At 71.2% G+C, this 12,842-nt stretch carries 13 protein-coding genes and 1 tRNA gene; 12 read left to right on the forward strand and 2 right to left on the reverse strand.

All coding sequences use genetic code 11. The features are described from left to right. Position 1: 1 nt before the first annotated feature. The 8 genes from OIB37_RS30830 to OIB37_RS30865 all read left to right on the forward strand — a co-directional run bounded on the left by OIB37_RS30830 (position 2) and on the right by OIB37_RS30865 (position 6,990). Entirely contained in the window at positions 2-373 is a 372-nt protein-coding gene (locus OIB37_RS30830; protein WP_330460890.1) for a DUF742 domain-containing protein, read from the forward strand. Next, positions 351-950, forward strand: coding sequence for a GTP-binding protein (locus OIB37_RS30835; RefSeq protein ID WP_330460891.1), 600 nt, complete (start codon positions 351-353; stop codon positions 948-950). The genes OIB37_RS30830 and OIB37_RS30835 overlap by 23 nt, the downstream gene beginning before the upstream one ends. A gap of 124 nt (positions 951-1,074) precedes the next feature. Next, positions 1,075-1,650 carry a GAF domain-containing protein gene (locus OIB37_RS30840; RefSeq protein ID WP_330460892.1) on the forward strand — a complete coding sequence of 192 codons (576 nt, stop codon included), beginning with the start codon at positions 1,075-1,077 and terminating at the stop codon, positions 1,648-1,650. A 218-nt stretch (positions 1,651-1,868) separates the two neighbouring features. Then, complete coding sequence (gene tdh, locus OIB37_RS30845) at positions 1,869-2,897, forward strand: L-threonine 3-dehydrogenase (protein ID WP_330460893.1); 1,029 nt, start codon at positions 1,869-1,871, stop codon at positions 2,895-2,897. A gap of 60 nt (positions 2,898-2,957) precedes the next feature. Next, positions 2,958-4,157 (forward strand): glycine C-acetyltransferase, encoded by a 1,200-nt coding sequence (locus OIB37_RS30850; protein WP_330460894.1) that lies wholly within the window; start codon positions 2,958-2,960, stop codon positions 4,155-4,157. A 30-nt stretch (positions 4,158-4,187) separates the two neighbouring features. After that, on the forward strand, positions 4,188-5,090 hold the full coding sequence (locus tag OIB37_RS30855) for a LysR family transcriptional regulator (RefSeq protein WP_330460895.1): 903 nt from the start codon (positions 4,188-4,190) through the stop codon (positions 5,088-5,090). Positions 5,091-5,138: 48 nt separating this feature from the next. Further along, positions 5,139-6,500 (forward strand): B12-binding domain-containing radical SAM protein, encoded by a 1,362-nt coding sequence (locus OIB37_RS30860; RefSeq protein ID WP_330462028.1) that lies wholly within the window; start codon positions 5,139-5,141, stop codon positions 6,498-6,500. 130 nt (positions 6,501-6,630) lie between these two features. Next, positions 6,631-6,990 (forward strand): MmcQ/YjbR family DNA-binding protein, encoded by a 360-nt coding sequence (locus OIB37_RS30865; RefSeq protein WP_330460896.1) that lies wholly within the window; start codon positions 6,631-6,633, stop codon positions 6,988-6,990. A gap of 42 nt (positions 6,991-7,032) precedes the next feature. Here OIB37_RS30865 and OIB37_RS30870 read toward each other — a convergent pair whose 3' ends face one another. Both OIB37_RS30870 and OIB37_RS30875 read right to left on the reverse strand, forming a co-directional pair. Continuing rightward, positions 7,033-7,953 (reverse strand): transketolase family protein, encoded by a 921-nt coding sequence (locus OIB37_RS30870; protein WP_330460897.1) that lies wholly within the window; start codon positions 7,951-7,953, stop codon positions 7,033-7,035. Positions 7,954-8,048: 95 nt separating this feature from the next. After that, positions 8,049-8,780, reverse strand: coding sequence for a transketolase (locus OIB37_RS30875; RefSeq protein ID WP_330460898.1), 732 nt, complete (start codon positions 8,778-8,780; stop codon positions 8,049-8,051). 126 nt (positions 8,781-8,906) lie between these two features. On the opposite strand from OIB37_RS30875, the gene OIB37_RS30880 reads away from it, so the two are divergent. The 4 genes from OIB37_RS30880 to OIB37_RS30895 all read left to right on the forward strand — a co-directional run bounded on the left by OIB37_RS30880 (position 8,907) and on the right by OIB37_RS30895 (position 12,837). After that, positions 8,907-8,980, forward strand: a tRNA-Pro gene (locus tag OIB37_RS30880). Between the two features lie 262 nt (positions 8,981-9,242). Beyond that, positions 9,243-10,133 carry a LysR family transcriptional regulator gene (locus OIB37_RS30885; protein ID WP_330462029.1) on the forward strand — a complete coding sequence of 297 codons (891 nt, stop codon included), beginning with the start codon at positions 9,243-9,245 and terminating at the stop codon, positions 10,131-10,133. Positions 10,134-10,339: 206 nt separating this feature from the next. Next, a complete protein-coding gene (locus tag OIB37_RS30890; protein ID WP_330462030.1) occupies positions 10,340-11,263 on the forward strand; it encodes a DMT family transporter in 924 nt (307 codons plus the stop codon). A 44-nt stretch (positions 11,264-11,307) separates the two neighbouring features. Next, positions 11,308-12,837, forward strand: a complete 1,530-nt coding sequence (locus tag OIB37_RS30895; protein WP_330460899.1) for a leucyl aminopeptidase — start codon at positions 11,308-11,310, stop codon at positions 12,835-12,837. Positions 12,838-12,842 lie beyond the last annotated feature (5 nt).

Here is a 12,842-nt window from a genome sequence, read left to right on the forward strand (position 1 = left end):
CGTGGCCGCAGCCGGCGACGGGCCCTGGCTGGACGACGCGGCCGGGCGGCTGGTGCGCCCGTTCACGGTCAGCAACGGCCGTACCGAGCCGAGCATCGCCCTGGACCTGATGTCGCAGGTGATGGCCACCGGGGTCACCCCGCTCGGCTACCTCGGCCCCGAGCACGCGCAGGCGCTGAACCTGGGCCGCGCGCCCGTCTCGGTCGCCGAGGTCGCCGCGCATCTGAAACTGCCCGCCGTGGTCACCAAGGTGCTGCTCTCGGACCTCGTCGACTGCGGGGCGCTGACCACCAAGCCCCCCGCGTTCCACCACAACCCCACTGACCGGTCTCTGCTGGAGGCAGTGCTCGATGGACTACGACGACAGCTCTGACCCGTTCCCCACCGCGCTCAAGATCCTGGTCGCGGGCGGGTTCGGGGTCGGCAAGACCACCTTCGTGGGAGCGGTCAGCGAGATCGCGCCGCTCAGCACGGAGGAACTGCTCACCACGGTCGGCGCAGCCACGGACAACCTCGACGGCATCGAGAACAAGGTCGAGACGACGGTCGCCATGGACTTCGGGCGGATCACGCTCGATCCGGAGCACGTCCTCTACCTGTTCGGCACGCCGGGGCAGGAGCGGTTCTGGTTCATGTGGGACGAGCTGTCGGAAGGGGCGCTCGGCGCGGTCATCCTCGCCGACACGCGCCGCCTGGAGGAGTGCTTCGCGGCCGTGGACTTCTTCGAGGAGCGCGGCCTCGGCTTCGTCATCGCCGTCAACGAGTTCGACGGTGCGTTCCGTTACGAACCGGACGAGGTGCGCGCGGCCCTCGACCTCGACCCCGGCATCCCGGTCGTCCGCTGCGACGCCCGGATCTCCAGCTCCGGTGTGCAGACCCTGCTCACCCTCGTACGTCATCTCATCGCCCACGCCCCGGCGCCCGCACCCAGCCACGGCGCCCACATGTGACACCCCCACATGTGACACCCCGCATCTGTCCCCTCTGCAGCCCCCATCTGCCCCCACATGTGACCCAGCCACACCGCCCACGGAGACGTCATATGAGGTACGCCCACAGCGACGGAGCACGGTCATGAGCTACGAGCCCGCCCGGCCGGTCCGGGGCCTGCTGCTCACTCCCGAGGACAAGGAAGCCCCCGCCCGGATATCCCGGCTGCGCCGGATGGGGCTGGGGGACTGGCCCGAACCCGCCCTGGACGACTTCGCGGACCAGCTCGCCCGGCTCACCGGGGCGCCGTACGCCATGGTCAACTTCGTGGGCCAGGACCACCAGTTCTTCGCGGGTCTCAGCACCCCGCCGGCCGCGCCGGTGGTCCGGGAGGACGGCAGCAGGCCCGAGATCGGCCGCACGCTGCCGCGTGGCCATGGCTTCTGCCTCCATGTGGTGGTCCGCCGTAAGGCCCTGGTGCTGGAGGACGTCCGCGACTACCCCCGCTTCGCCGGCAACCCGGTCGTCGACGACTACGGCATCCGCTCCTATCTCGGTGCCCCGCTGACCGACGGCTCGGGCATGGTGCTCGGCACCGTGTGCGCCGCGGACACAGCGCCCCGGGCCTGGGGCAGGTCCGGGCTGGACACCATCAAGGCACTCGCCGCCGATCTCGCCGTACGCATCCAGCGGGCCGCCGACGACGGGCTGCCCGTCTGAGCCGCCGCGCCCGCCGGGCGGGGAGCTCCCGTGCGAGGAAACCCGCAGGCGGGAGGCGCGCGGCGGACGTGAAGGAAACCTGAGGCGCCGGTTAAGAAAAGATCGATGGACCCCGGCCCGCACATACGGCAGATTGCAGGGTGATTTCACCCCTCTGACCCGGTGCGGGCGCCTTCGGCATGCCCGCGGCCGGGACCTCACCCCACAGGAGCCGTGCGTTGAAGGCGCTGGTCAAGGACAAGGCGGAGCCCGGGCTCTGGCTCACGGACGTACCGGAGCCGGCCATCGGTGCCGGTGACGTACTGATCAAGGTCATGCGGACCGGTATCTGCGGCACCGACCTGCACATCCGCGCCTGGGACGGCTGGGCCCAGCAGGCCATCCGCACCCCGCTCGTGCTCGGACACGAGTTCGTGGGCCAGGTCGTGGAGACCGGCCGCGACGTCACCGACATCAGCGTCGGCGACCGGGTCAGTGGCGAGGGCCACCTGGTGTGCGGCAAGTGCCGCAACTGCCTGGCCGGACGCCGCCACCTGTGCCGGGCCACCGTCGGCCTCGGTGTCGGCCGCGACGGCGCGTTCGCCGAGTACGTCGCGCTGCCCGCGTCGAACGTCTGGGTGCACCGCGTCCCCGTCGACCTCGACATCGCCGCGATCTTCGACCCGTTCGGCAACGCCGTGCACACCGCGCTGTCCTTCCCGCTGGTCGGCGAGGACGTCCTGATCACCGGCGCGGGCCCGATCGGCCTGATGGCCGCCGCCGTGGCCCGGCACGCGGGCGCCCGCAACGTCGTCGTCACCGACGTCAGCGAGGAGCGCCTGGACCTGGCCCGCAAGATCGGCGCGACCCTCGCCCTGAACGTCTCGCAGACCACGATCGCCGACGGACAGCGCCAACTGGGCCTGCGCGAGGGCTTCGACATCGGCCTGGAGATGTCCGGCCGCGGCGAGGCCATGCGCGACATGATCGCCAACATGACGCACGGCGGCCGGATCGCCATGCTCGGCCTGCCGGCCCAGGAGTTCCCGGTCGACTGGGCCCGGGTCGTCACCTCGATGATCACCATCAAGGGCATCTACGGCCGGGAGATGTTCGAGACCTGGTACGCGATGTCGGTGCTGCTGGAGGGCGGACTGGACCTCGCCCCCGTGATCACCGGCCGGTACGCCTACCAGGACTTCGAGGAGGCCTTCGCCGACGCGGCGAGCGGCACCGGCGGCAAGATCATCCTCGACTGGACCGTGTAAGCGGCACGCAGCCGCACGTCCAACCCCCTTACGCGTCCGCATACTTCAGGAGCCCCCTCCATGTTCGACTCCGTCCGCGACGATCTGCGCGCCACCCTCGACGAGATCCGCGCCGCCGGCCTGCACAAGCCCGAGCGGGTCATCGGCAGCCCGCAGTCCGCGACCGTCAGCGTCAGCGCCGGCGGCCGCCCCGGCGAGGTCCTCAACTTCTGCGCCAACAACTACCTCGGCCTGGCCGACCACCCCGAGGTGATCACCGCCGCCCACGAGGCGCTGGACCGCTGGGGCTACGGCATGGCCTCCGTGCGCTTCATCTGCGGCACCCAGGAGGTCCACAAGGAGCTGGAGGCCCGCCTGTCGGCGTTCCTCGGCCAGGAGGACACGATCCTCTACTCCTCCTGCTTCGACGCCAACGGCGGCGTCTTCGAGACCCTGCTCGGCGAGGAGGACGCGGTCATCTCCGACGCCCTCAACCACGCCTCCATCATCGACGGCATCCGCCTGTCCAAGGCCCGCCGCTTCCGCTACGCCAACCGTGACCTCGCGGACCTGGAGGCCAAGCTCAAGGCGGCGACCGAGGCCGGCGCGCGCCGGAAGCTGATCGTCACCGACGGCGTCTTCTCCATGGACGGCTACGTCGCCCCGCTCGCCGAGATCTGCGACCTCGCCGACCGCTACGACGCGATGGTCATGGTCGACGACTCGCACGCCGTCGGCTTCGTCGGCCCGACCGGCCGCGGCACGCCCGAGCTGCACGGCGTCATGGACCGCGTCGACATCATCACCGGCACCCTCGGCAAGGCCCTCGGCGGTGCCTCCGGCGGCTACGTCGCCGCCCGCGCCGAGATCGTCGCCCTGCTGCGTCAGCGCTCGCGCCCGTACCTGTTCTCCAACACCCTCGCCCCGGTCATCGCCGCCGCCTCCCTGAAGGTCCTCGACCTGCTGGAGTCGGCCGCCGACCTGCGCGTGCGCCTCGCCGAGAACACGGCCCTGTTCCGCAGCCGGATGACCGAGGAGGGCTTCGACATCCTCCCCGGCGACCACGCCATCGCGCCCGTCATGATCGGCGACGCGGCCGAGGCGGCCCGCATGGCGGAGCTGCTGCTGGAGCGCGGTGTGTACGTGATCGGCTTCTCCTACCCGGTCGTCCCGCAGGGTCAGGCCCGCATCCGCGTCCAGCTGTCCGCCGCGCACTCCACCGAGGACGTCGACCGTGCCGTGGACGCCTTCGTCGCCGCGCGCGCCGAGCTGGCAGCCTGACCAGGGCGGACGCCTTGCGATAATGAGGGCATGATCGAAGCGCGGCGGCTCCACATCCTCCGTGCGGTGGCCGACCACCGCACGGTCACGGCGGCGGCCGCCGCGCTGTACCTCACCCCCTCCGCCGTCTCCCAGCAGCTGACGGCCCTGGAGCAGGAGACCGGCCATCGCCTGGTCGACCGCGGCGCGAAGGGCGTCCGGCTCACCCCGGCCGGCGAGATCCTGCTCAGCCACACCAACGCCGTTCTCGCCCAGCTGGAACGGGCTGAGGCGGAGCTGGCCGCCTACGGCTCGGGGGAGGCCGGCGCGGTCACCGTCGCGGCCTTCGCGACCGGCATCGCCCAGGTCGTCGCCCCCGCCGTGGCCCGCCTCGCCGCGGCCGCGCCCGGTGTCCGCGTCCGGGTCCAGGACGCGGAGGGCGACGAGAGCCTGTCGATGGTCCTGGACCGGCAGGTGGACGTGGCGGTCGCCGTCGAGTACCGGGGTGCGCCGCCCGCGGACGACCCCCGCTTCACTTACGTCCCGCTCTACGCCGAGCCCTTCGACGCGGTCGTATCGGTCGGCCACCGTCTCGCGGACGCCGCCGTGTTCCCCCTCGCCGAACTGTCCAAGGACCCGTGGATCGGCCCCTACCCCGGCAATCCCTGCCACGACGTGGTCGTCCTCGCCTGCGAGAGCGCCGGGTTCCAGCCCCGCCTCGAGCACTCCTCCGACGACTTCCGCGCCGTGGTCGCCCTGGCCTCGGCGGGCGCGGGCGTGGCCCTCGTACCCCGCTCGGCCCTGCGCGGCATGGACCTCACGGACGTGGTCGTCCACCCCGTCGGCGGGGTGGCGCCGACCCGGCGCGTCTTCGCGGCCGTACGCCGGGGAGCGGAGCAGCACCCGCTCATCCGCCCGGTGCTGGAGGCGCTGGGGCGCGCGGCGCGGGCTTAGGGAACCGGCCACCGGCCTTCCGCGGTCTGGGCTGTCATGCGTGTGACGATGATCCTCCCGGCCCTGACCGAGGCGACCAGCCCCCTGTTCCGGCCGATCAAGTACTCGCTCTTCCCGCCCCTCGGCCTCGCGACCCTCGCCGGACACCTCGACCCCGACGACGAGGTCACGCTCCACGACGAGCACGTGGAGCGCCTCGACCTGGACTCCCTGGACACCCCCGACCTGCTGGTGATCCAGCCGTACATCACCTCGGCCCGGCGCGGCTACGAGATAGCCGACCACTTCCGTGCCCGGGGTGCCCACGTAGCCATGGGCGGCCTGCACGTCACCTCGCTCCCCGACGAGGCGGCGGCCCACGCGGACACCGTCTTCACCGGCCCCGGGGAGGACACCTGGCCGCTGTTCCTGAAGGACTTCCGCGACGGCGTCCCCGCCCGCCGCTACGACTCCAAGTCCCGTACGCTCGCCGGACTCCCGCCCATAAGACGCGACCTGATCAAGCGTCACCTCTATCTGGTCCCCAACTCGATCGTGGTCACCCGTGGTTGTCCGCACCACTGCGACTTCTGCTACAAGGACGCCTTCTTCGAGGGCGGGAAGTCGTTCTACACGCAGACCGTCGACGACGCCCTCGCGGAGATAAACCGTCTGCCCGGCCGCCATCTCTACTTCCTCGACGACCACCTGTTCGGCAACCGCCGCTTCGCGGAAGCCCTGTTCGACGGCATGAAGGGCATGGGGCGGCTGTGGCAGGCGGCGGCGACGGTCGACTCCGTACTGAAACCAGGCCTGTTGGAGCGCGCCGTGGAAGCGGGGCTGCGCAGCCTCTTCGTCGGCTTCGAGACGGTCAACGACGCGAATCTCGCCGAGCGCCGCAAGAACCAGAACATCGGCACCGACTACGCGGCAGCCGTACGACGCCTGCACGAGGCCGGAGTCATGGTCAACGCCAGCTTCGTCTTCGGGCTCGACCAGGACGGCCCCGACGTCTTCGACCGCACGGTGGCGTGGGCGGTCGAGCAGGGCATCGAGACGGCGACCTTCCACATCATGACGCCCTATCCGTCGACCGGCCTGTGGAAGCAACTGGAGTCCGAGAACCGCATGGTCCACCGCGACTGGGACCTCTACGACACCCGTCACGTCGTCTACCGGCCCCAGAGGATGACACCGAGTCAGCTGGAGGAAGGCTACTGGCGGGCCTACCGCGACTTCTACCGCTGGTCCAGCATCTGGCGGGGCTCCGCCGCCCAGCCCGGACCGCACGAGCGGCTCCGGCACCTCGCGTACGCCGGCGCCTGGAAGAAGTTCGAGCCCGCGTGGGACCTGCTGATCCGCTCGAAGCGCGTGGTGCGGGCCCTGCCCGCGCTGGAGCGCACGCTGGCGGCGTTCGGCGGGAGGGAGTGAGCTGCCGCGGTGAGTGGTGAGTGGTGAGCGGTGACGGGTGACGGGGTTCCGGGGGAGGGAGACGGGGGGGCAGGGGGGCGAGAGGCGGGGGCCGGGGTGACTGTCAGTGGCACGGGCTACGGTGCGTGGCATGCCGGATGCAGAAGACGTACGCCGTGTCGCCCTGTCCCTCCCGGACACCACGGAGAAGGTCGCCTGGAACATGCCCACGTTCCGGGTGGCGGGGAAGATGTTCGCCACGCTCCCGGAGGACGAGACCTCCGTCGCCGTGCGCTGCCCGAAGGAGGAGCGCGAAGAACTGGTGCTGGCCGAGCCCGACAAGTTCTGGATCGCCGACCACGAGGTCCAGTTCGCCTGGGTGAGAGCGAGACTCTCCGCCGTGGACGACGAGGGCGAGCTGCGCGACATCCTCGCCGACTCCTGGCGCCAGGCGGCCCCGCCCCGTCTGCTGGAGGCCCACCCCGAGGTGGGCCCGCCCGGAAACCGCTGAACCCCGGCGGCAGCCGCGCCCGCCCGCTGCCTCGCGGGACGCTCACCTGCCGCCCGCGGCCGCCCGCGCTCCCACGAACGTCCCGATCCGCTCGCGCAGGCTCCCCGCGTCCAGCCCGTGCGCGGCCACGTGCTCCTCGATCGTCCCGTAGCGCCGCAGCTCGCGGCGCCCGACGCCGAGTCCCAGCACGCGGTGCGGCACGTCGGCCAGCGCCTCGCTCGCGGCGGCCGTGGACGTGCCGGCGAGATACGGCTCCACGAGGACGACGTCCGTGCCGGCCGCCTCGGTGGCCCGGCGGAGCCCGGCCGCGTCGAAGGGCCGTACGGTCGTCGCGTAGAGGACGGTCACGTCCAGACCCTCGGTGGCGTCGAGCACGGCGTCCAGCATCGGACCCACCGCGAGGACGACACCGGCGCGCCCCTCACGGACCCTGCGGAAGCGCTGCCCGTCCACCGGCCGCCCGAGCCGGTTGGACTGCGCGGAGAGGCGGACGTACACCTTGTCGTCGCCCGCGGCGACCGCGTGCCGCAGCAGGGTCTCCGCCTCGTCCGGGTGTCCGGGCACATGGACGGTCCAGCCGTCCAGGGTGTCGAGGAGGGCCACGTCACCGGGCGCCATGTGCGTGAAGCCGCCGGCCGGCCAGTCGAAGGAGGCGGCCGCGCTGACCAGTACCGCGCCCACGTCCTGGTGTCCCAGGTCCAGCTTGACCTGCTCGAAGGGACGCTCCACGAGAAAGGAGGCGAAGGTGTGCACGACCGGCCGGAGCCCGGTGAGCGCCAGTCCGGCCGCCGCCCCGACCAGGAGCTGTTCGCGGATGCCGACGTTGATCACCCGGTCCGGATGCCGGCTCTGTGCCGCGGCGAAGCCGTCCTTGCCGATCTCGGCGAGGACGACCGCGACCCGCGGATCCTCGTCGAGCAGCCGGGAGACGACGGGGGCGAAACGGTCACGCATGGTGTCCATGAGAGGGGCTCCTTCCACTGGTGCCACTGGTGCCATTGATTCCGCTGATTCCACTGGTCTTCGGGAAGCGCGCCGCCGTGAGGGCGGGCGCGAGGTCAGACGGCGTACTTCGGCTCGACCCGGGCGACGACGACGTGCGGGCGCCCCGGATGCGGTGCGGTGAACGCGGCGTGCAGAGCCGCGTGATCACGCCCGTCCACCGTCACCGCGGACCAGCCCGCGGCCTCGAACCGGGCCGCGATGCCACCGGGCAGGGCGTGGCTCGCGGAGGCGTTGTCCACGACGACCGCGTGCAGCCGGTCGAGCCCCGAGGCCCCGGCGAAGGCGATCGCCTCGTGGTTGCTGCCCTCGTCCAGCTCGGCGTCCCCGGTCAGCACCCACACGGCCGGATCGCCCAGCCCCTGCGCCCGCAGACCCAGCGCGGTGCCCACCGCGATCGGCAGCCCGTGTCCGAGCGATCCGCTGCCGATCTCGGCCCCCGGCACCAGCACCCGGTCCGGATGATGGCCGAGCGGGGAGTCGTACGCCCCGAACCCCGCCAGCCAGTCCAGCGGCACGAAACCCTTCGCGGCGAGGACGGCGTAGTACGCCATCGGCCCGTGCCCCTTGCTCAGCAGGAACCGGTCCCGGGCCGGGTCGTCCGCGCGCTCCGGCGTGACCCGGAGCACACGGTCGTAAAGCACCCACAGCACGTCGAGGGTGGAGGTGGCCGCCGGGCCGTGCTTCTCGTCCCCGGTCATGAGCGCCATCAGCCGGGGCAGGTCGTCGTAGCCGTGGGTCCCGCCGGCCGGGCCGTACGCACGGCTGTCTTCCGCTGTGATCGTCATGTCGGCGATCATGCAACCTCAACCAAACTTGAGGTCAACCCCCCGAGCGGGTGCGCGACCACCGACCCGAGTGCGGTATTGTTTCCCTGCACGTTGCGACCGGGGAAACCCCAGGTCAGACGGCAACGGGACGTGGCGCAGCTTGGTAGCGCACTTGACTGGGGGTCAAGGGGTCGCAGGTTCAAATCCTGTCGTCCCGACTCGTGAGAGTCGCAGTTCAGGGGCCGCTTCGGAGAAATCCGAGGCGGCCCCTGAACCGTTTTCGGGGACCGGTTGGGGACCAACTGCCTTGACCGTGCCAGTGGGCGACGGCGATCGGGTGCGGAAGGGATCGCGGGGCGCGTCGTCCCAGTGAGCGGCATCGCGCAGTGCGGCGGTGGAGGTGGCCGGCTCCCGTAGATCGAACGGGCACGAGCCGGCAGGCCAGGTGGAATGTTCCACTGGAGGATTAAGCTCAGCTTCATGCTTGATGTGCGTCGTCTGACGGTTCTGCGCGCCGTGGTGACCAGCGGCTCGGTGACCGCCGCGGCGGCCCATCTCGGCTATACGCCTTCAGCCATCAGTCAGCAGGTGGCGGCCCTGGAGAAGCAGGCGGGTGTGGCACTGCTCGAACGGGTCGGCCGGGGGGTGCGGCCGACGGCGGCCGGGCAGTTGCTCGCTGAGCACGCCGCCGTTATCGGCGGGCAGGTCGCCGCGGCGGAGACAGCGCTGGCCGACCTTCGGGAGGGTCGTACGGGCCGGTTGGCGATTCGGTACTTCACCACGGTCGGCTCTTCCGTGGTGGCGCCGGCACTCGCCCGCCTGCGGGAGGAGTTCCCGGGAGTGCGCATCGATCTGAGGATGAACGATCCCGACGACCCGCTGTCAGAGGTGACGCAGGGGCATGCCGACCTGGCCATCGTGATCAGCCCGCACGGCCGGACGTATGACGGCGTGTGCCTGGTGCACCTGCTCGACGACGCGTACCGCGTCGTCCTGCCGAAGGGGCACAGACTCGAGTCGAAGCGGGTCATCGATCTCGGCGATCTCGCCGACGAGTCGTGGGTGGGCAGTGAGCTGTCCGGCGCGTGCCTCGACACGGTGATCGATGCCTGTGCGGCCGCGGGTTTCAGCCCCGACTTCGTCGTGGAGAGCGGGGATTACGCCACCGCGCAGGGGTTCGTCGCCGCCGGGCTCGGTGTGAGCCTGGTCCCGAACATGGGGCTGCTCAGTCATCATCCCGGTGTCATGGTGCGGAAGGTGCGCAATCCCGAGCCGGTCCGAGCCATCCACGCGGCGGTACGGGAGGCATCACTTGGTCAGTTGGCCATGCAGGGGCTCATCCGCGCCCTCAAGGCCGCAGCGGCACGCTGAGTTTCCTCTGACGAGGTGACGCCCTCAATGCGTCGGGTGCACCTCGACGCCCGCCCGCCCCGTTTCACGATGTAGCCGGCCTTAATGCGGGTGTAGTTCTTTTCACTTGTCCTTCCAGGTTGATGCGAGCACCGTTTCACGCATCGACCGAACAAGGAGCAAGTGTGTTGAGCGGTGTCGCCGGCAAGACCTGGGCTTGGGCGCGGATGGGCGTACTCGCCCTCCTGTGGGGATCGACGTTCCTGTGGATCAAAGTGGCCTTGGAGGGGTTCTCCCCCGTCCAGGTCACCTTCGTGCGGTGCGTGCTCGCGTCGCTCACGCTGCTGGCGGTCTGCTTCGGGACAGGGCAGCGGCTCCCGCGCGGCACTGCGATGTGGGGGCGGATCTTCGTGGCCGCCTTCTTCTGCAACGCTCTCCCCTTCACCCTGTTCAGCGTCGGTGAGCAGTCCGTCGACTCCGGCGTGGCCGGTGTGCTGAACGCGACGACGCCGCTGTGGTCCGTCCTGATCGGCATCGCCATCGGGACGGAGCGAAGGGTGCGCCCGGTCCGGCTGGGCGGCCTGCTCCTGGGCTTCGTGGGAGTCGTGGTGATCTTCGCTCCCTGGCAGCAGACCGACAGTGTCGGCTGGGGCGCCCTGGCCATCGTCGGAGCGGCGGCGAGCTACGCCGTCGGCTTCGCCTGGATGGGACGCGCCCTCGTCGGCAAGGGCATTCCCACCATCTCACTGTCCTCGGCCCAGATCCTCGCCGCGACCGCGCTGACCGTCCTCACCCTGCCGGTCGGCGGCCGGTCGGCGGTGCACGCCCAGGCGACCACGGTGATCGCCGCCGTCGTCCTGGGCATCTTCGCGACAGGCGTCACCTTCCACCTCACGTACCGGATCATCGCGGACGAGGGTGCGACCAACGCCGCCACCGTCGGCTATCTGCTGCCGGTCGTTTCCGTTCTGCTCGGCGCCGTCGTGCTCGACGAGGACTTCAGCCTCCGGGTCGCCGCGGGAATGGTGGTCGTGCTCGTCGGCGTCGCCATGACCCGCCGTCAACAACGCACGCCGTCCCCGTCGGCCTCGCCTGCGCAGTCGTCATCCGCACCAACTGCCTCTCACGCCGGCCCGGTTCTGCCCAAGTGACAGTCCCGCTCGCCGCGACAGAACAGAAAGAGCAGGACACGCACGTGACCGCAGTGACCGTTTCCACCTCACCAGCAGCATCGCTGCGTACGGATGCCGTCGTGATCGGCGTCGCCAAGAGCTCGAAGGGCCTGGCCCTGGCACCGGGCGCGGAGGACGTGGCGACGTCGTACGACGGTGGCCTCGTCGAACTCCTGGGCACTCTCGGCATGACCGGTGCCGAAGGCGAGGCGATCAAGCTCCCCGCCCCCGCGTCGGCCCGGGCCGGCTTCGTCCTGGCCGTCGGACTCGGCGACGCCGTGGACGACGGCGCATACGACGCCGAAGCGCTGCGCCGGGCGGCCGGCGTCGCGGCCCGCGCCCTGTCCGGCACCGGCACGGCGGCCCTGGCGCTGCCTGCCCGGACCGCCGACGCGGTGGAGGCGCTGGCGCTGGGCGGTGTGCTGGGGGCGTACGCGTTCACCGGCTACCGCACGTCCACCGACGGCAGGGCCCCCGTCGGCGAGCTGGTGATCCTCACGGACCCCGAGGGCCACACCGCCGCAGCGGTCGCGGCGACGCGCGCCGAGGTGGTCGGGCAGGAGCTGAACCGTGCCCGCGACCTCGTCAACATGCCGGCGAACGACCTCTACCCGGAGAGCTTCACCGCGACCGTGCGCTCGGTCGGCCAGAGGTACGGACTGCAGGTGGAGGTGCTCGACGAGACGGCACTGGCCGACGGCGGTTTCGGCGGCATCATCGGGGTGGGCCAGGGCTCGGCGAGTCCGCCGCGGCTGGTGCGTATCGCCCACACGCACCCCGAGGCGCGGACGCACCTCGCGTTCGTCGGCAAGGGAATTACGTACGATTCGGGCGGCATCTCGTTGAAGCCGGTCGGCTTCAACGAGATCATGAAGCGGGACATGTCCGGCGCCGCGGCGGTGTTCGCCGCCGTCGTGGCCGTCGCGCGCCTGGGGCTGCCCGTCAACGTCACCGGTTGGCTGACACTGGCGGAAAACATGCCGTCCGGCTCCGCCGTCCGCCCCGGCGACGTGCTGCGGATGTACGGCGGCAGGACAGTGGAGGTGGTCAACACCGACGCGGAGGGGCGCCTGGTCCTCGCCGACGCCCTGGTGCGGGCGAGCGAGGACAAGCCGGACGCGATCGTGGACGTGGCCACCCTGACCGCGGCGATGAAGATGGCACTGGGGCACCGCATCTTCGGCGTCATGTCCAACGATGACACGTTCCTTGACCGTGTCCTGCACGCCGCCCGGCGGACCGGCGAGGAAGCGTGGCCGATGCCGCTGCCGGCCCAGTTGCTCACGGGCCTGGCCTCGCAGGTCGCCGACATCGCCAACTCCGGCGAGCGAATGGGCGGCGGCCTCGCCGCCGGCCTGTTCCTGCAGGAGTTCGTGCCGGCCGGCCTCTCCTGGGCCCACCTGGACATCGCAGGACCGGCCTTCCACGAGGGCAGCCCCTACGGCTACACGCCGCGTGGCGGCACCGGATCCGCAGTCAGGACTCTCATCGGACTGGCCGAGGACACGGCCCACCGTCCCCCGCACGCGGCAGCCGCGGAGGGACGCAAGTGAGCGCC

Origin of the sequence: Streptomyces sp. NBC_00820, from assembly GCF_036347055.1 — a bacterium.
In the GTDB taxonomy this organism is placed as follows: Bacteria; Actinomycetota; Actinomycetes; order Streptomycetales; family Streptomycetaceae; genus Streptomyces.

Excerpts from the sequence above, each read along its gene's own strand:
- OIB37_RS30835 (WP_330460891.1), top strand. The coding sequence starts at position 351 with ATGGACTACGACGACAGCTCTGACCCGTTCCCCACCGCGCTCAAGATC.
- OIB37_RS30840 (WP_330460892.1), top strand. The coding sequence starts at position 1,075 with ATGAGCTACGAGCCCGCCCGGCCGGTCCGGGGCCTGCTGCTCACTCCC.
- OIB37_RS30850 (WP_330460894.1), top strand. The coding sequence starts at position 2,958 with ATGTTCGACTCCGTCCGCGACGATCTGCGCGCCACCCTCGACGAGATC.
- OIB37_RS30855 (WP_330460895.1), top strand. The coding sequence starts at position 4,188 with ATGATCGAAGCGCGGCGGCTCCACATCCTCCGTGCGGTGGCCGACCAC.
- OIB37_RS30860 (WP_330462028.1), top strand. The coding sequence starts at position 5,139 with ATGATCCTCCCGGCCCTGACCGAGGCGACCAGCCCCCTGTTCCGGCCG.
- OIB37_RS30865 (WP_330460896.1), top strand. The coding sequence starts at position 6,631 with ATGCCGGATGCAGAAGACGTACGCCGTGTCGCCCTGTCCCTCCCGGAC.
- OIB37_RS30870 (WP_330460897.1), bottom strand. The coding sequence starts at position 7,953 with ATGGACACCATGCGTGACCGTTTCGCCCCCGTCGTCTCCCGGCTGCTC.
- OIB37_RS30875 (WP_330460898.1), bottom strand. The coding sequence starts at position 8,780 with ATGACGATCACAGCGGAAGACAGCCGTGCGTACGGCCCGGCCGGCGGG.
- OIB37_RS30885 (WP_330462029.1), top strand. The coding sequence starts at position 9,243 with ATGCTTGATGTGCGTCGTCTGACGGTTCTGCGCGCCGTGGTGACCAGC.
- OIB37_RS30890 (WP_330462030.1), top strand. The coding sequence starts at position 10,340 with ATGGGCGTACTCGCCCTCCTGTGGGGATCGACGTTCCTGTGGATCAAA.